Annotated in this window: 11 protein-coding genes; 6 read left to right on the forward strand and 5 right to left on the reverse strand. The window is 68.8% G+C overall.

Features of this window, described 5'->3' with window-relative positions:
- Positions 1-218 precede the first annotated feature (218 nt).
- From LA521A_RS17890 to LA521A_RS17905, 4 genes are all read right to left on the reverse strand, one after another.
- The gene (locus LA521A_RS17890; protein ID WP_281780192.1) at positions 219-1,277 is read right to left on the reverse strand and encodes a fimbrial protein; all 1,059 of its coding nucleotides are present in this window, start codon (positions 1,275-1,277) and stop codon (positions 219-221) included.
- A 51-nt stretch (positions 1,278-1,328) separates the two neighbouring features.
- Positions 1,329-3,998: a fimbria/pilus outer membrane usher protein gene (locus tag LA521A_RS17895; protein WP_281780193.1), complete on the reverse strand. Its 2,670-nt coding sequence runs from the start codon at positions 3,996-3,998 to the stop codon at positions 1,329-1,331.
- A 121-nt stretch (positions 3,999-4,119) separates the two neighbouring features.
- Positions 4,120-4,854, reverse strand: coding sequence for a fimbria/pilus periplasmic chaperone (locus LA521A_RS17900; protein ID WP_281780194.1), 735 nt, complete (start codon positions 4,852-4,854; stop codon positions 4,120-4,122).
- A 77-nt stretch (positions 4,855-4,931) separates the two neighbouring features.
- On the reverse strand, positions 4,932-5,498 hold the full coding sequence (locus LA521A_RS17905) for a fimbrial protein (protein ID WP_281780195.1): 567 nt from the start codon (positions 5,496-5,498) through the stop codon (positions 4,932-4,934).
- Between the two features lie 605 nt (positions 5,499-6,103).
- Between LA521A_RS17905 and LA521A_RS17910 the strand changes: the two genes are divergently transcribed.
- Positions 6,104-7,483 (forward strand): DUF1214 domain-containing protein, encoded by a 1,380-nt coding sequence (locus tag LA521A_RS17910; RefSeq protein ID WP_281780196.1) that lies wholly within the window; start codon positions 6,104-6,106, stop codon positions 7,481-7,483.
- Positions 7,484-7,701: 218 nt separating this feature from the next.
- The gene (locus LA521A_RS17915; protein WP_281780197.1) at positions 7,702-12,051 is read left to right on the forward strand and encodes an ATP-binding protein; all 4,350 of its coding nucleotides are present in this window, start codon (positions 7,702-7,704) and stop codon (positions 12,049-12,051) included.
- Between the two features lie 8 nt (positions 12,052-12,059).
- On the opposite strand, the gene LA521A_RS17920 is transcribed toward LA521A_RS17915, so the two are convergent.
- Positions 12,060-12,860, reverse strand: a complete 801-nt coding sequence (locus LA521A_RS17920) for a sulfite exporter TauE/SafE family protein (protein ID WP_281780198.1) — start codon at positions 12,858-12,860, stop codon at positions 12,060-12,062.
- 149 nt (positions 12,861-13,009) lie between these two features.
- On the opposite strand from LA521A_RS17920, the gene LA521A_RS17925 reads away from it, so the two are divergent.
- The 4 genes from LA521A_RS17925 (at position 13,010) to LA521A_RS17940 (ending at position 17,666) form a co-directional block, all read left to right on the forward strand.
- Positions 13,010-15,067 (forward strand): lytic transglycosylase domain-containing protein, encoded by a 2,058-nt coding sequence (locus LA521A_RS17925; protein ID WP_425494541.1) that lies wholly within the window; start codon positions 13,010-13,012, stop codon positions 15,065-15,067.
- A gap of 26 nt (positions 15,068-15,093) precedes the next feature.
- Complete coding sequence (locus LA521A_RS17930; protein ID WP_281780200.1) at positions 15,094-15,993, forward strand: complex I NDUFA9 subunit family protein; 900 nt, start codon at positions 15,094-15,096, stop codon at positions 15,991-15,993.
- Between the two features lie 69 nt (positions 15,994-16,062).
- Entirely contained in the window at positions 16,063-16,440 is a 378-nt protein-coding gene (locus LA521A_RS17935; protein ID WP_281780201.1) for a PH domain-containing protein, read from the forward strand.
- On the forward strand, positions 16,440-17,666 hold the full coding sequence (locus tag LA521A_RS17940; RefSeq protein WP_281780202.1) for a multifunctional CCA addition/repair protein: 1,227 nt from the start codon (positions 16,440-16,442) through the stop codon (positions 17,664-17,666). The genes LA521A_RS17935 and LA521A_RS17940 overlap by 1 nt, the downstream gene beginning before the upstream one ends.
- Positions 17,667-17,856 lie beyond the last annotated feature (190 nt).

The following is a 17,856-nucleotide window of genomic DNA, read 5'->3' on the forward strand; positions in this document are numbered from 1 at the left end:
GTTCGGCACAGTGAGGCGGGTGTCTTTGCAGGGGAGGGTCGCCGTCTTTGCCCCGTAGGCCGCCACCTGGCGCCGTCCCTCCCCCTCATCGCCACGCGACCACCACCTTCGAACCTGCAGCCTCCGCACCCAGAAGCGCCGGGAAGCTCGCTGTGACACGGTGCGCGCCGCCTCGCGCACTTGGCACGGTGCGCGCCACACCGCGCTAACCCACCGCGTCACTGGTACGAGAGCGTGATCGTCGCGGCCGCCTCCACGCTTCCCGGCGATACCGAGCTGGCGAGTTGTACGTACCGGGCGATGAAGGGGATCGAATAGGTGGTGGCGCTTGCGGACGTACCGCCACCGACGAGCCACTGGTTGACGTTGCCGATGGCGGACGAATCCGGCCCAAACGCGAGCGGGGTTGACAGCCCATTGCGGAACAGCCGCACGCCGACCCCCGACGCGGTCGATGCGCCTCCCAGCGCCAGCGCGGTGCCCCTGCTGCCCGGCGCGTTGGCGTCGGTCATCGTCGCGTACACCGCCACGCCCGACTGGCAGCTCAGCGATACATCGAACGAAGCGCTTGCGGCGGGACTCGACCCCACGCTCCCGAACTGCGCGACGTTCACGGCCGGCAGCTCGACCGCCATGTCCTGCGTGCTGGTGAGGTCGCAGCCCTTTGCGGTCACATTGATCGTGGACCCGTCGAAGACGAGGTACGCGTTGGGCGATGTCTGCACCTTGGAACTGTTCGCGCCCCAGACCCGGGCCAAGCGTTTGGACGGCAGCGTATAGGCGCCCGATTTGAGTTGCCCGGTAGCCACGAAGAGCACGCGCACCCACCACCCCAACGTGGAGGTCTGGACGCCGGTGCCGGTGCCAGGCGCCGGATAGGTCTGCGCATTGGGGGGCTTGATGGCGACCCACTGCGTCGCGTTGTTGTCCCGCAGGCCCATCACGTAGCCGATGCCGGCGACACCCGTCGGGTAGACGGGATAGGTCGTCGTACCGTCGGAGTACGTGACACCGGGAACCGGCGTGTCGATCGGCTCGGCGTACGAATACTGGGCCGGGCAACTGGAGACCTCCAGTACGGTCACGTTATTGGACGTGCCGCCCCAGCCTGAACCGATCTGCTTGCCGATGATCGGCGCGTCCGCCGGCCCCACGTAGGAAAGCGTCGGGACGGCGACGTGGAGATCGTGTGCCGCGCACGCGGCGTGTACCGTTCCCACGAAGGAGACCAGGGGCAGCAAGGCGAGCGCCGTCAGGCACTTTGGGAGTGTGTTCATGAGTTTTCCGATGCACCGCGAGTGGCGGCTGATGACTGGAGAGACAAGGCCCTACTCGGACGTGCGCGCCGAACGCCCCTCGCCGCTCGCCGCCGCGTGCGCGGATGCGATAGCGGGAGCGCTGCAGACGGCATCGAATTCGCTGACGCGCGAACGGCTGCTTCGGGCCTTGCCCGCCGCGGGGTCGATCAGGCATACGCGGTCGGCCAGGCCCCACTTCACGCGCATCGGCCCGTCGCGATCGACGGCGCGCCGCACGAACACCTGTCCGCCTTGTCCCACCAGCCCGACTTCGGTTCCGTCCAACTCTTCGACCTGCGCGCCGAACGGGACCGGCTCGCCGTCGTCCAGCCACGCATGGAGCAGGATCGCCCGCCCGACACTCGCGCCGAATTTCAGCGGCACCACGGCGCCGGCGCGTGGAACGGTCTGCACGCGCGACGTGTCCAGTTCAACGTCGGCCGACAGCCCCTTCGGATCGAGCACGACTTCGTTGATGCGGTACGGCGTGAGATGCCCGGCGATCGCGTAACCGCGACGGTCGACTCGGCCCGCGCCCTCGCTCCCAAGACGCGCACCGTGCGCGCCGCGTGCTTCCACCACGCCGATGGTGTCGCCCAGTTGCGATGCCAGTGTGATGCCGCCCGGATGCACGACGAGGCCACCGTTCGCCGACATGGATGCCTGCCGGCTCTGCGCATTGCGCGAATACGATGCGCCCAGTGCCGCGAAGGCCGCACGCCAACCGGCGTTGATGCCCACGCTGTCCGTGTCGCGATCGTTGAAGTTGCCGTTGACGCCGTAGTTGAACTGTCCGCGACGGCCCGCATTGCCGGTGACGCCGGCCTGTACGGAATTTCCGTCGTACGCGTGTCCGGCCGCGATCGACAGTTGCGGCGGCGTGGCGCGCGCACTCGACGCGCCGAGCGGCATGGTGACGCTGACCGTCGCCTGGTTGTCGTACCCGCTGCCGATCACGCGGCTGCGGCTTGCATTCACGCCGAGCGACACGTTGCGGAACTGCTTGTTCCAGCCGATCTGGTAACTCGAGTCCACCGGCAGCGCATCGCCCCAGTAGTCGCTGCGCGCGCCGCTGACGAACAGCGATCCGCCGCGTTCGCCCAGGCTCTGGCTGACGGTCAGCTGGAAACGGCTGCGCTGGCTTCCGGCGCCTTCGAAGACACCACCGGCCAGTTCGCCGTAGCGCATCGCATCGTCCAGTCGCACCGCATCGCCCAGCGACAGATACCCGATGCTCGAATAGCGGTACGCGGCGAGCGCGAAGTCCGTGTTCGTCTGCGGAATGCTCTTGCTGTACGCCAGGCGCGTGCTGTAGCCGGACTGCGTTTCGTCCGGAACGTCGAACGTCGTGCGCGATCCGGTCACGTCGAGCGACACCGCTCCCACCGGCGTGTTGAACGCCGCGCCAAGCAATACGCTGCGGTACAGGCCGTCGTCCGTGGCCTGCCCGCCGGTGTACGCCGTGAACAGGTTGCTGAAGCCGCGCTGGTACGTGCCTTCGAGGAACCACGGCGAATCGCCGTGCAACGCGTCGTTGCGCACCTGCCCGGCCACGGCGGAGTAACGCCAGCTGCCTGGACGAAGCAGTTGCGGCACCGCGGCATACGGCACGGAGAACGTCCGCTGCCTGCCATCGGCTTCGGTCACCGTGACGTCCAGGTCGCCGCCGTAGCCGGTCGCGTAGAGATCGTCGATCTGGAACGCGCCCGGCGCGACATTCGCCTCGTAGATCACGAAGCCGGCCTGCCGCACCACCACCCGCGCGTTGGTTTCGGCCACGCCGCGCACGATCGGCGCGTAACCACGCGTCGAGTCGGGTTGCATGCGGTCGTCGGTTGCGAGCTTGACGCCGCGGAACGCGGTCGAGTCGAACAGCTCGCCGGACGTGAACGTATCGCCTGCCGTGAACTGCGACTGCAGCGCCGCGACATCGTGTTCGGCATAGGTGCGGACGTTCTGGTAATCATCGCCAACACCGTGCTCCCAGCGATAGCCCGACTGGTTGCGGATGCGCCATCCGCGCAGGTTGAGGCCCATCGTGAGCCCCGCGTACGCACCGCGCGTCCGATCGCCCGACGCGTAGTCGAGCTGGTTCGCGCTGAGGTTGTAGCCCAGCGTGAAGGCGTTGACGCCTCGATCCCAGAGGGCGGGATCGACCTGTCCGCGCGCGCTTCGCTTCAGCGCGGCCTGCGGGATCGACACGTCGAGGCGCAACTGGTTCATGTCGAAGGCGACGCGCGCCGCCGGGATCGCGCTTTCGATGTCGATGCACGCCTGCGACAGGTCCACGCCGGCGGCGAGCAGTTGCGCGGTGTCGACCCCGAGCGTCTCCAGCAGCGCGCCGGACACGCAGGCGCGCGCATCGCCGCCGGTAGGACTCGCACGGAACGCCACCGACTGGCGCGCGATCCGATACCCGTTGAGGTAGACATCGCCCAGATAGTCGCCGGGCAGCACGGCGTTCGCGCGCTCGAAGCGCGACAGGTCGGTCGTCGCGGCGGAATCGCCGAGGAACTGCGGACTGAACTCGAAGGCGTCGGGCGCGGGCTCGGGAGAAGGTTCGGGCGCGGGCGCCGGGTCGGGTGAGGCGGAGGCGCCCAGCGGCATCTGCCCCAGCGCGGCCAGTACGAAAAGTGCAATGCGCTTTCGCCTCAGGCCCCTGACGGCCGGTGCGATGGCGCACGGATCCATTGAATGCATGTCTCGATCTCGCGTTGCGGATGGCACGCCGTCGGCGGCGCGGCGTGCCGCGCTCGCGCCCGGCCGGCGCGATGGAGCGTCGTGATGGAAGCAACGAGCCGCTATCTGCGGCCCGCGCGGCTCAGTCCGTGTACGGCGCGCGGCTTTCGACGAAGCCGCCGAAGTCGTTGATCGCGGTGATCAGTACCGTGCCGGGGCCACTGCCGGCTGGCGACTGGACGGGAAACGTCGCGCGCCCCATCGCGGGGCACATGCCGCCCTTGGGCATGTCTTCGCGCGGAGCGCGCTCCGGTCGCACTTGTGCGAACGACACGTTGTAGGCGCTCGGGTTGGTGCACTCCAACGATGCGGAACCGCCGGAGTGGACCATGCGCCACGTCAGCTGCCCGATCGCGTCGAGCGGCGCGCCGCGCAGGCCGCCCGGGCGGTAGAAGATCTTGATGCGCGTGCGCACGGCGAACTGCAGGAAGTTGTCCGCGCCGCCGTCGGACTTCGGGCGCGGCGGCACTTCCAGCACGTTGAGCCAGTACACCGATTCGCGATCCTGCGGGACGTCGGTGCCGGTGAACATGAGCCGCAACGCCTGGCCCTTGCCGGGTTCCAGCCGCGACATGGGCGGCGTCACGAGGAACGGCGCGGTGCTGGTGGCGGCGGTTTCGTTCGGATCGCCACCGTCGGTCCAGATCTGCAGCAGGCGCGGTCCGCTGCCGTTGTTGTCGACCTGGACGGTCACTTCCGCCTCGTCGGCGGGATAGATCACGCGGGTTCCGCTGATCTGTATGTCGGCGTGGGCCGGTGCGAGGACGGATGCAGCCGTCCACGCGAACGCACAACCCACTCGTGCGAGCAGTTTCATGAGCAGTTCCTGTTCTTCCCCAGACTTCCCTGAGACGGCGGGGCCGCGTGGACCCCGCCGTGTGCGTCACGCGTGGCTCAGTTGTAGACGACCGAGTAGTTGACGTACGTGCTCACGTCGCCCGCGGTCGCGACACCGGTCGCGTAGTACTGCGCGGTGTACTGCAGCGTGGCGGTGTTGTCGGCGATGGTCTCCGCCGAGCCGTCGCCGCCGGCGTTGTTGGACAGGTTGATGTTCGCGCCGGCCTTGTTCAGCAGGCCCACGACGACGTTGGACGCGCCGCCGGTGGCGGTGTTCTTCAGGCGGCCGCCGTTCGCGGTATCGATCGTCGGCGTGCTGGTTTCGAACCACATCTTCGCGATCTTGCCGTTCGTGCAGCCCGACTGCCCGCTGCCGCCCACGACCACGCTGAAGGGCGTGTCGCCCGCGCTCTGGCCCGAGGCCTTCAGCGCCGTGGTGGAAACGCTTGGCAGCGTCACGGTGAAGTTGCTGGTGCCGCCATCGGTGTTGTCGCCGCCCTTGATGGTGCAGGTGACGTCGGAAATCTTGCCGGTGAAGCTGATCTTGCCGTCCGCGGCCGCGGCGGACAGGGAAGTGAAGCCGATGGCCGCGAACAGCGCGGCGGAAATCAGGGTCTTGCTCATGCGTCCATATGTCCTTGTTGGAGAGAGTTCGCCGTTGGGGGGCGAGTAGCTCGAACCGCTTCCTTCGTGTCGCTCCCCCAGCGACAAGGACATGCTGGCTGTCGATGCAGACTTTGAGAATCAGATAAATCTTGCGATGCACAACTGCGACGAGCACGATGTGCATGCGCAACTTGCACATGCATTCGCGCATCGTTCGCTGCGTATTTCACGATTCATCGTGGTTATTTCGCGCCTTTGCCCGAGGGCGCGACGTGCGCCGGATGGCGATCGCGACGCCCACGCCTCGAAACTGAGATTGTTTCGTTCCGACCTACGTCGTAAGGGTTGCGTTCGACACAGTGCATCGTGGCGTCGTCGATGACGGCGCGCACCACGATCCCCGCACGCGTCCTCCCTCGCAAACGACATGCGCGACCCTCGACCGCGGATCCCGGCGCATCCGCCACGGGCCGCTCGGCGTGCAGATGACCGTTCGTCGGTACACGCAATCGCATCACGCTTCAATGCGAATAATTCGCAGATGACCGGCGGGCAGGACGACCGCCGCCGGGCGTTACCCTCCGGCTTGCTCCATCCCCCGGCCCTGCAAGGAGATCAGCGCCATGTCACGCCCCCGCACCACACCCCTCGCCCTGGCCATCGCGCTGGTGGCCCTCAGCGCGTGCAACCGCACCCCGGACGCCACACCGGCTACCGATACCGCGACGCCCGCACCTGCCGCCGCGCCTGCGTCGCAACGGTCCTACACCGACCAGGACATCAGCGACGCGTACATCTACCTGCTCAGCCGCCTGCTCGTGCTGCGCCAGCAGCAATCGGACTTCAAGGAAGGCTTCAAGTGGAACGAGATCGTCCACCGCAAGCCGGGCGCGGTGGACTGGCCAAATCCCAACCTCGACGTCGCCTATTCCGAAGCGTGGATCGCCGTCGACGAGAACAGTTGCACGCTGGTCACCGTGCCCAAGGTGACGGGCCGCTACTACACCGTGCAGTTCCTCAACGGCTGGGGCGAGACGCTGGCGAACATCAACGAACGCACGCAGCGCGCGCATCCGAATGGCGAGTTCGCGGTGTGCCTGAAGGGCGCCAACGTCCAGCTTCCGGCGAATGCCACGCGCATCGACCTGCCGGTGAAGTACGCGCGTGTCCTGGCGCGCGTGGAACTGGGCGAGGACTGGAAGGGCGCTGAAGCGCTGCAGCACCAGTTCGCCTTCAAGGCCACCGGCACGCCGGCGCTGCCCACCTTGCCGACGATCCCGTCGTTCGACATGGACAAGCTGCCCGGCGCCGAGGCGTTCGAAGCCGCGCCGGCCGTGCTCGACAGCGAAGCCGACCTGAACACCGGCATGGACGCGGTGGCCGCGAAGGCGCGTGCGATCGCCGAGGGCATCAAGGACCCTGCCGAACGCGCGCGGGTCGACCAGGTCATCCGCGAGAAGGCGCTGGCCGACTTCGCCAAGGCGTCGCCGACCATCGGCCACGGCACGACGAAGAACCACTGGGCCCGCCCCGCCGTATCGGGCAACTACAAGAACGACTGGCTCGGCCGCACGCTCGTCAACTACGCCGGCATCTGGGCGAACGACATGGACGAGGTGGTCTATTACAAGGGCAACCTGGACAGCACGGGCACGCAGCTCAACGGCGACCACGTGTACACGCTGACCTTCCCGAAGGACGACCTGCCGGAGAAGTACGCGAACTACTTCTGGTCGGTGATCGCGGTGGACACGCGCCACATGCGCGTCCTGCCGAACGCGAAGAACCGCTTCCTGCTCAACCGCGAATCGGACCTGAAGTACAACCCCGACGGCTCGCTCACGCTGTACTTCGCCGACCAGAAGCCGGCCGATGCGCCCGAGGGCAACTGGTTGCCGACCCCGCGCGGACAGGACTACCGGTTGACCTTCCGCTTCTACGGACCGAAGGGCGGCGTGGCCGATGGCACGTACTTCCCGCCGCCGATCATGAAGCGCTCGTAACACGCGCACGCAACGCGGGCGGCAGCACGGCTGCCGCTTCGCCTTCCGGTGCGACGGTCGGCACATCGACGCGCACGCAACCGCGCTCAGGCCACTTCTTCACACCCTCTTGACATCGAAGTAGCGAGTAGAAAGGAGATTCAGACCCGTCTGATGGCTGCACTTTCGGGTGGGGCCTAGTCTGCGGTGAAAGCACGTACTTTCACGACGAGACACCCATGAGCTTGGGCAATCCTCCGCATCCAATCCGGCTCGCCTCGCGGTGTCTGATCCTCCTCGCGCTGCTGGTCTGCGGCCTGGCGAACGCCCAGCATGCGAACGCGCCGCGCCGCCCGGCCTCTGCGGCGCAACGCGCGCAGATTTCGCTGACGCCGTCCGAAGACGCATGGCGACGCGCGCACCCGGTGATCCAGGTGGGCGTGTTCGCCGGTGATTTCGTGCCGTTCGAAGCCTGGCGCGGCGGCCGCCCGGAAGGCCTCGGCGTCGATTACATCCGCACGCTCGCCGCGCGCGCCGGCATGCAGGTGGAGTTCCATCCCTATACCGACTGGGAAGCCATCGCGCTCGGCACCTCCGGCACCGCCGAACCCTACGACGTCCTGCTCGCGCAGCCGGTCATCGCGCAGCGCATGGAGCGCTTCCACATGCTGCGGCCGTTCGCGGCGTCGCAACAGGTGATGCTGGTCGCGCGAAAAGGCGACCTGCAGATCCGTCAGGCGCGCGACCTGGACTCGGCCCGCGTGGTGGTCGAACGCCGCTTCCGGCTGCCGGCGAAGGTGTTCGCCGAACGCCATCCCCGCGCGACGCTGGTCTACGCGGACGACGGGCGCCAGGCGCTGGAGATGCTCACCCGCGGTCAGGCCGACGCGTACCTTGGCGTCACGCTTCCGCGCACGACCGCGCTGGTGCGCCAGCGCCAGGCGGACGACGTGGCGATTCTCGGCGCGCTCGACCTGCCGACGTTCGAGCTGGCGCCCGCGGTTCGTCGCGATCACAACGAACTGGCCAGCATCCTGCGCAAGGCCGAAGCGACGATCCCCGACCACGAAGTCGAGCAGATGCGACAGCGCTGGGGCGCGGGCGACGTGCCGTCGCTGGCGACATCGCACGCCGTGGGCCTGACGCGCAGCGAACGCGAGTGGATCGCCCACCTTCCCGTGCTTCGCGTCGGGTATGAGGTCGATCGTTTCCCGTACAGCTTCCTCGCGCGCGAAGGCGGATTCGACGGCATCGCCGCGAACTACCTCGACCTGATCCAGCGCAAGCTCGGACTTCGCGTGCAACTCGTGCCCGCGGACGACTGGAACAGCCTGCAGCGCATGGCACTGGCGCACGAAGTCGACATGATCGCCACCGGCAGCACCGGCGACATCGACGGCAACGAGATGGTGTTCAGCCGATCCTACGAGGACTTCCCGCAGGTCATCGTCGCGCGCCTGCACGGCCCGGCGATTGCCAGCGCATCGGATCTCGGCGGACGCACCGTCGCCGTGCGCGACGAGCCCGGCGTGCTGTCGTCGCTGCACGCGCTGCTTCCGCAGACGCAGCTGCGCACCGTGGGCGGGAACGAAGCCGGGCTCGCGCTGGTCGCGAACGGCGGCGCCGATGCCTACATCGGCACGCTGCCGGCGATCGACGCCCTCATCCGCAACCGCTACGCCGGCGAGCTGCGCGTGGTGGGGCCTGCCGGCTTCGATACGGAGTTGTCGTTCGGGGTGCAACGCCAGTACGAGCCGCTGATACCGCTCATCGATCGCGTGCTCGACAGCACGCCGGACGACGAACGCCAGTCCATCCGCGCGCGCTGGCTGACCACCGACTTCGTGTATGGCGTGCCGTGGCGATGGGTGCTGCTCGCAACCGCCGCCGTGCTGCTGGTGATGAGCGCCATCGGCTTGGCCTATGCGCGACTGCGACGCGCTTCGCAACTGCAGGCGCGGGCGGAAACCGCGCTCGCCGCGCAACTACACTTCCAGCAGGCGCTGCTGGAGAACATTCCCTACGCCGTGTTCGTGAAGGACCGCGACGGCCGCTACATCGCGGTGAACCGCGCGTACGAGACGATGTTCAGCGTGCGGCGCGAACAGATCATCGGTCGCACCGTCGAGCAGAGCACGCATGCGAGCGGGATCGACCACGAGGTCCTCACCGGCGAGGACATGCAGGTGCTCGCGTCCGGGCAGGGGTCGCGGCGCGAATTGACGGTTCCGGCACGCGGTGCGCGCGACGGCGTCCATCACCTGATCGTGTGGCGCCATCCGCTCGCCGCGTCGGAGAACGGACCGTTGCGCCTGATCGGAACGATCGTCGACGTGACGGAAATCCGCGAGGCTGAAGCACGCGCGCGCGCCTCGGAGCAACGACTGCACGACATCACCGGGGCCATGCCCGGCACGGTGTTCCAGTTCCGTGTATCGGCCGACGGGCGGCGCGGCTTCACCTACGTCGCCGGCGACGTGGAAGGCATGCTGGGCATGCCGCAGGACGAACTGCTGCATCACGAATCGCTGGTGTTCGCGCGCCTGCATCCGGACGACCAGCCGCGCGTGGAGCGCGCGGTGGAGGCGGCCGCGCAGACGCTGAAGCCGATTCCGGCGTTCGACGTGCGCATGCGCATCGGCGAGGACTGGCGCTGGCTCCGGACCGAAGGCGGTTCGCCGCGACGCCTGCCCGATGGCGCGGTCGAATGGAGCGGCTACTGGGTCGATACCACCGAGCTGCACCAGCAGGCGCACGCGCTGGGCGAGGCCAAGGCGCAGGCCGAGGCCGCCGTCGCGGCGAAGAGCACCTTCCTGGCGGCGATGAGCCATGAAATCCGCACACCGATGACCGGCGTGCTGGGCCTGATGGAGCTGCTCACGCAGACACCGCTCGACCACGAGCAGTCCAGCATGGCGTCGATGGCGCGCGATTCGGCGCGCGCGCTGCTGCAGATCCTCGACGACATCCTGGATTACTCGCGCATCGAGTCCGGCCGCCTGGCCATCAGCGATGCCGATTTCGACCTGCGCGAACTGGTGGACAGCGTCGCCGGCCTGTTCGGCGTGCGTGCGAAGGAAGGCGGCGTGCGCCTGTACTCGATCGTCGACTGGCGACTGGCCACGCGGTTCCGCGGCGACGCCATGCGCATCCGCCAGATCGTCGCCAACCTGCTCAGCAACGCGCTCAAGTTCACCGCGCAGGGCCACGTGGCGCTGCAGGTGCGACTGCTGAACGAAACACCGCATGGCCAACGCCTGCGTATCGAAGTGGCCGACACCGGCATCGGCATCGCGCCGGAAAACCTCGCGCGCCTGTTCCAGCCATTCACCCAAGCGGAAGAATCCACCACGCGCCGCTACGGCGGAACGGGGCTCGGGTTGTCGATCAGCCGCCGGCTCGCGGAGATGATGGACGGCAGCCTGCACCTGGAGAGCGAACCCGGCGACGGCACGCGTGCGGTGCTGGAACTCGCGCTGGCCGTCGTGCAGCCGTTGCAGGGGCGGCCGGAATTCGAGGGCCGCTCGGCGGTCATGTGCGTCGGCGACGAGTTGCGTTCGCAGGAAATCGGCAACGGCCTGAGCTCGTTCGGCTTCAGCCTGATCGAGGCGGAAGCCTCGGACCTGGTCGAGTTCGACGCCGGCGACATGGACCTGCTCCTTGTCGACGCCGGCATCCCCGTACCCGACGTGCTGACGGACCGCCCGCTGGTGCGTGTGCTGCGCGATGACGAGGCGGGACCGACCCGCGCCGGCGAGGTTCGCCTGTCCGGCGATCCCCAGAGCACGCGTGCACTGGCGCGTGCGTGCCACGAAGCGCTCGGCCTCATCGTGAGCGACGCGACGGCGCCCGCCTCCGCGTTGGCGAGCGCACCGCGCGAGGCGCGCATCCTCGTCGCGGAAGACCACCCGATCAACCGTGCGGTGATCGGCCGCCAGCTGGAGAGCCTCGGCTACGCGTTCGCCATGGCGACCAACGGCGACGAGGCATTGGCGGAACTGCGTCGCGCGCACTACGACCTGCTGCTCACCGACTGCCACATGCCGGTGATGGACGGTTACGCACTGACGCGCGCAGTACGCGCTTCGGAAGTCGGCGACGTGCACCTGCCGATCGTCGGGCTGTCCGCAAGCGTGCTGCCCGAACAGATCCAGCGCTGCCGGGACGCCGGCATGGACGATTTCCTCGGAAAACCCATCCAGCTCGACGCATTGGCGGCGAAGCTCTCGTCGCTGTTGCTGTCGCCGTCGTCGATGGGCACCCCGTTCACCGCTGGCGAGCCCGAAGGCCTGGATCGCCTTCGCGGAATGTACGAGGACGACGCGGATTACCGGCGCGTGCTCGGCGACCTGCTCGACATCAGCCGCACCGAGCTGGCGGAACTCGACGACGCCATTGAGGAAGGCGATCCGGCACGGCAGCGCGAACTGCTGCATCGCATCGAGGGCGCACTGGTGCTGGTCGGCGCGCACATGGCACCGCCGGAGGATTCCCCGCGCGATGTCGCGCTACGCCGCGCGGCGATCGTCGCCACGCTCGACAGCATCGAATCGGCGCTGCGCGAATCCCGCAGCGGCGCGATCGGCTGATGCGGCCGTCAGCCGCTGAACACCAGGCTGGTTCCCACCAGTACAAGGAACCCCGCGAACACGCGCTTGAGCGTGTCGCCGCGCAGGTAATGCGCAAGGCGCGTGCCGTAGGGCGCGGCGAACACCGAGGCGGCCGCCACGCCGATCGCCGCCGGCAGGTAGACGTAGCCGACCGCGTATTCCGGCAGCGCGCCCGGCGGCGCGTGCAGCGCATAACCGACGGCGCTCGCCAGGCCGATCGCCACGCCGCATGCGGACGACGTACCCACCGCACGCACCGGCACCACGCCGCGCCACACCAGCAGCGGCACGGTCATGCTGCCGCCGCCGATACCCACCACGGCCGACAACGCCCCGATGCCGAGGCCGGCCGCGCTCATCGGCACGCCGCGCGGCGCCGGCACGTCGGCGCCGCCACCCGCGCGCGCGCCGCCGAAGATCAGCTGCGCCGCGGCGAGAAAGCAGTAGCCGGCCACGATCCAGCGCAGCACGTCGTCGTCGATATGCACCGCGATGCCGCTGCCTACCCAACCGCCGATGAGCAGCCCCGGCACCATCCACGCGACGGTCGGCCACAACACGCTCCCGCGCCTGGCGTGCGCGCGCGCCGACGCGGCGGCGGTCAACACGATGCTCGCCAGCGAACTGGCCAGCGCCGCGTGCATCGCGGCCTCTTTCGGAATGCCCATGCCGGGCAGCAGCCACGCGAGCGCGGCCACGAGCACCAGCCCGCCGCCCACTCCCAGCAGGCCGGCCAGCACGCCGGCAATTGCGCCAAGCCCCAGGAACACGAACAGTGAAAGCAACATGGAAGCTCCAGAATGAAACCGCGCGAGGCGTTGGCCGTTACATGCGCATCCGCAACGCATCGCACGATACGCCGCACCCGAAACAGTGCCTGACCATGGCGCGCCGCGTGGAGACGGCCGCTTCACGATGCTGGGCTATAGTCCCGGCAATGGTCCCCCGCCCATTCATCATCGCACTCGCTGCGTGCAGCGTCGCCCTTGCCACGTCCGCCTGCGCGCAGACGCCTGCGGCGGCGCCTGCCGTGTCCATTCCGCCGTTGCCGCGACCGCTCGCCGATCCACGGCTCGACCGCGTGCGCACCGCGCTGCAGGCCGCCGAAACCGGCACGTTCGACGCCGCGCAGTTCTCCGATCTCGCACAGCACCCGCTGTACGGATGGATCGAGTACGCGTCGCTGCGTCGCGATATCGACAACCTTTCGCCGAACGTCGCGCAGGGCTTCCTGTCGCGCAACCAGGGGAAGCCGGTCGGCGAAACCTTCCGCGAGGCGTGGATTTCCGCGGCCGCCCGTCGGCAGGACTGGTCGTCCGTGCTGGCTGCGTGGAGCCCGTCGATCAAGAGCACGGCCCTGCGCTGCAACGAACTCGACGCGCGCCAGGCGCTGGGGCGCGCCGACGCGCAATGGACGCGCGATGCGCAGGCGATATGGCGCACCGGCAAGTCGCTGCCGGACGCGTGCGACTCGCCGATGGCGACGCTCGCCGTACAGGGCGGGCTGACGCCGGAACTGCGCTGGGAGCGCATCGAACTCGCGGCGGCCGAATGGCAACCGGGCGTGATGCGCGCCGCCGCGCGCGGCCTGCCCGCGGACCAGGCCGCGCTGGCCAACGATTACGCAGCCTTCCTCGAGACGCCGCATGAGCGCGCCTTCAACTGGCCGAAGACCCCGCGCAGCCGCGAGATCGCATCGCAGGGCCTGGCGAAGTACGGCAAGTCCTCGCCCGCCGGTGCGGAAGCCATCCTGCCGCGCTACGCCGACGCGCTCGGCCTGGACGAAGCGCAGCGAGGGCGCGTGCTCTACCAGATCGCGCTGTGGACCGTCGCGTCGTACGAGTCCGAATCCGCGCGTCGTCTCAACGCCGTGCCCGCCTCCGCCTACGACGAGCGCCTGCACGAGTGGCGCGTGCGCGAGGCGCTGTCGCGTTCGGACTGGCCCGCGGCGCTCGCGGCGATCCGGAAGATGGGCGCCAAGCAGCGAGCCGACTCGCGCTGGATGTACTTCGAAGCGCGCTTGAACGAGATCGCCGGCAACAAGTCCGAAGCCGAGCGCCTGTTCCGCGATGCCTCGACGAAGCCCGATTTCCACGGCTTCCTCGCCGCCGACCGCCTCGAACTTCTCTACGCGCTGTGCCCGTGGCTGCCGCAAACGCCGGCCGCGGAGCAGCAGGCCATCGCGCGCGATCCGGCGATGGTGCGCGCGATGGGGCTGTTCCAGCTCGACCGCATCGGCTGGGCCGTGCGCGAATGGGACGACGCGCTGTCGCGCTTCAACGACGAGCAGCGCCGCATCGCGGTGGAAGTCGCGCAGGGCAACGGCTGGTTCGATCGCGCCGTGTTCTCGCTCGGGAAGAATCCCGACGAGTCACGCCTGTATGGCCTGCGTTTCCCGCTGCACCACGAGGCGACGATCCGGCGCGAGGCGCAGAAGAACAACCTCGATCCGGCGTGGGTGGCGGCGGAGATCCGCGCGGAAAGCATCTTCTATCCACGCGCGCGCTCGTCGGCCAACGCGATGGGGCTGATGCAGGTGCTGCCCGGCACCGGTTCGGGCGTCGCCTCGCGCATCGGCATGCCGTGGGGCGGTGCGGAAAGCCTCTACGACCCGGACACGAACATCATCCTAGGCACCGCGTACCTGCGTCAGCTGATGGACAAGTACGGCGGCCAGCCGTACCAGGTCATCGCCGGCTACAACGCAGGCCCGGCGCCGCTCGCGCGATGGCAGTCGCAGCGGCCGGGCATGGAGCCGCCGTTCTGGATCGAGACCATCAGCTACAAGGAAACGCGCGAGTACGTCGCGCGCGTGCTCGCCTTCAGCGTGCTGTACGACTGGCGCCTCAATGGCGATGCCCTGCGCCTGAGCGATCGCCTGCGTGGCCGCACCGACGGGCCGCGCACGCGCTTCACCTGCCCGACGCCCGCCACCGTTCCGACACCGCCGGCCGCTGCGCCGGCGACACAATCCCGTTCCAGATCACAGCGTTGACGCCCGTCGTCGCCTAGACTTTCCGCATGGCACAACGTCACGTGGTGGTTCTGGGCGGCACCGGCTTCGTCGGCCGGCATCTGGTCGCGCGCCTGTTGCACGGCGGCGATCGCGTGACCGTGCTCAGTCGCGGCATCGATACCGGCAAGCGCCACCTCAAGCCGCAGGGCGCGAGCCTGATCGAAGGCGATGTCGCCAGCGCGGACTTCCTCGCCGCCGTGCTCGACGACGCCGATGCCGTGGTGAACCTCGTCGGCATCCTCAACGAGATGGGCGATCGCGGCGACGGGTTCGAACGCGTGTTCGTCGGCATCACCGATGCACTGATCGATGCCATGCAGCGCATGGGTGTGCGCCGGCTGCTGCAGATGAGTGCGCTCAACGCCGGGCGCGGCGAAAGCCATTACCTGCAGGCGCGAGGTCGCGCCGAACAACGTGTGCGCGCCTCGGGCCTGGACTGGACGCTGTTCCGTCCGTCGGTGATCGCGGGCCCGGGCGATGGCCTGTTCTGCCGGTTCGACGGTCTGCTGAAATTCGCGCCGGTGCTGCCGATCGGCCGCGCCGACGCGCGCTTCCAGCCGGTGTGGGTGGGCGACGTGGTCGATGCCTACGCCAAGGCGCTGGACGAACCACGCAGCATCGGACAGGCCTACGACCTCGTCGGGCCCGACGTCATGACGCTCAAGCAGATCGTGAAGCTTGCCGCGCGCGGGCACGGGCGGCATCGCATGGTGCTCGGCCTGCCGCCGTCGCTGGGCAAGCTGCAGGCCGAAGTCGGCGAATGGCTGCCCGGCAAGCCGATCAGCCGCGACAACTGGCGTTCGCTGCAGCTGGATTCGGTGAGCATGGAAGACGGCCTGCGTCGTCTGAATCTCACGCCGACGCCGGTCGAGCCGAAGCTCGCGCAGATCCTCGCCGGCTGCTGAGCCGACCGCATACGGAACGCATCGCGCCGGTGCGCTAGCATCCCGCCTGCACCGTTCCGGAGACACGCCATGGGCCTCATCGACACCCTGTTCGGCCATGCGGGCGAAAGGCCCGTGGAAAAACTCGCCGAGGAATTCGCGCCGCTGCTCGCACCGGGCGAAACGCTGCAGCGCGCGTTCGGGCTGATCCGCGACCTGATCGTCTTCACCGACCGCCGCATGATCCTGGTCGACAAACAGGGCGTGACCGGCAGCAAGGTGCAGTACCTGAGCATCCCCTACCGCAGCATCGTGATGTTCTCGGTCGAGACGGCCGGCCATTTCGACATGGATTCGGAACTGCGCATCTGGCTGTCGGGCCAGGCGGCGCCGATCGCCCGCACGCTCGGCCGCGACAGCGGTGCACGCGAGATCCTCGCACTGCTCGCACAGCACGCGCCGCGTTGATGAAGCGTTACCTCGTCGGCGGCGCCGTGCGCGACCGCCTGCTCGGCCTGCCGCACGGCGACAACGACTGGGTCGTGGTCGGCGAAACGCAGGCCTCGATGGAAGCCGCCGGCTTCCGCGCGGTTGGACGCGATTTCCCGGTGTTCCTCGATCCGGACACCGGCGAGGAACACGCGCTGGCGCGCACGGAACGCAAGAGTGGCCGCGGCTATCGCGGTTTCGTCGTCGACGCGGACCCGTCGGTCACGCTGGAAGACGACCTGCAGCGGCGCGATTTCACCATCAACGCCATCGCGCAGGACGAATACGGCGTGCTGGTCGATCCCTACGGCGGCGCGCGCGACATCGAGGCGCGCGTGCTGCGTCATGTGGGCCCGGCCTTCGCCGAGGATCCGCTGCGCGTGCTGCGCGCGGCGCGCTTCATGGCGCGTTTCGCGTCGCTGGGCTTCACCGTCGCGCCGGACACGATGGCGTTGATGCGCGACATGGCGGCATCGGGCGAACTGGCCGAGCTCACCGCCGAACGCGTCTGGCAGGAAACGCGGCGCGCGCTCGCATGCGCGACGCCGTCGGCGTTCCTGCGCACGTTGCACGATGCGGGCGCGTTGGCCGTCGTGCTGCCGGAAGTCGACGCGCTGTACGGCGTGCCGCAGCGCGCGGAATACCACCCGGAGGTCGACACCGGCGTGCACGTCGAACTGGTGTGCGACATGGCCTCGCGCCTGGCGCCCGGCGACGACCTCATCGGTTTCGCCGCGATGACGCACGACCTGGGCAAGGCGCTGACGCCGGCGCACGTGCTGCCCAAGCACCTGGGCCACGAGCACGCGGGCGTCGCGCCGCTGCGCGGCCTGTGCGACCGGCTGAAAGTGCCGGCCGAGCACCGCCAGCTGGCCGAAGCGGTGTGTCGCGAACACCTCAACGTGCATCGCTTCGACGAGCTGCGCGCGAGCACCGTGTACGAGCTGCTGGCCCGTTGCGACGGGTTCCGCAAACCCGCGCGCATCGCGCAGATGGCGATCGTGTGCGAGGCCGACAAGCGCGGCCGCGCCGGGTTGCAGGACGTGCCCTATCCGCAGGGCGAAGCGCTCAAGGCCGCGCTGGCGGCCGCGATGACGGTGCGCGCGGAGGACGTCGCGCGCGGGCTCAGCGGGCCGGACGTCGGCGAGGCGATCCGCAAGGCGAGGATCCGCGCGATCGCGGAGGCGACGGGGAAGAAGCTGTAGCTCGTCGCTTCGCGCGCGTTTGCTCCTGTAGCCCGGGTAAGCGAAGCGCACCCGGGGTGGCGGCAAGGAGCCCCGGGTGCGCTTCGCTTACCCGGGCTACAACAGCTGGAGCCGTTTGATCAGCCGCCCATCGAGAAGCGCATCACGAGCGCATGCGCGCTCGCGCGTCCCGACCCTCACCCCAACCCCT

Origin of the sequence: Lysobacter auxotrophicus, from assembly GCF_027924565.1 — a bacterium.
Lineage (GTDB): Bacteria > Pseudomonadota > Gammaproteobacteria > Xanthomonadales > Xanthomonadaceae > Lysobacter_J > Lysobacter_J auxotrophicus.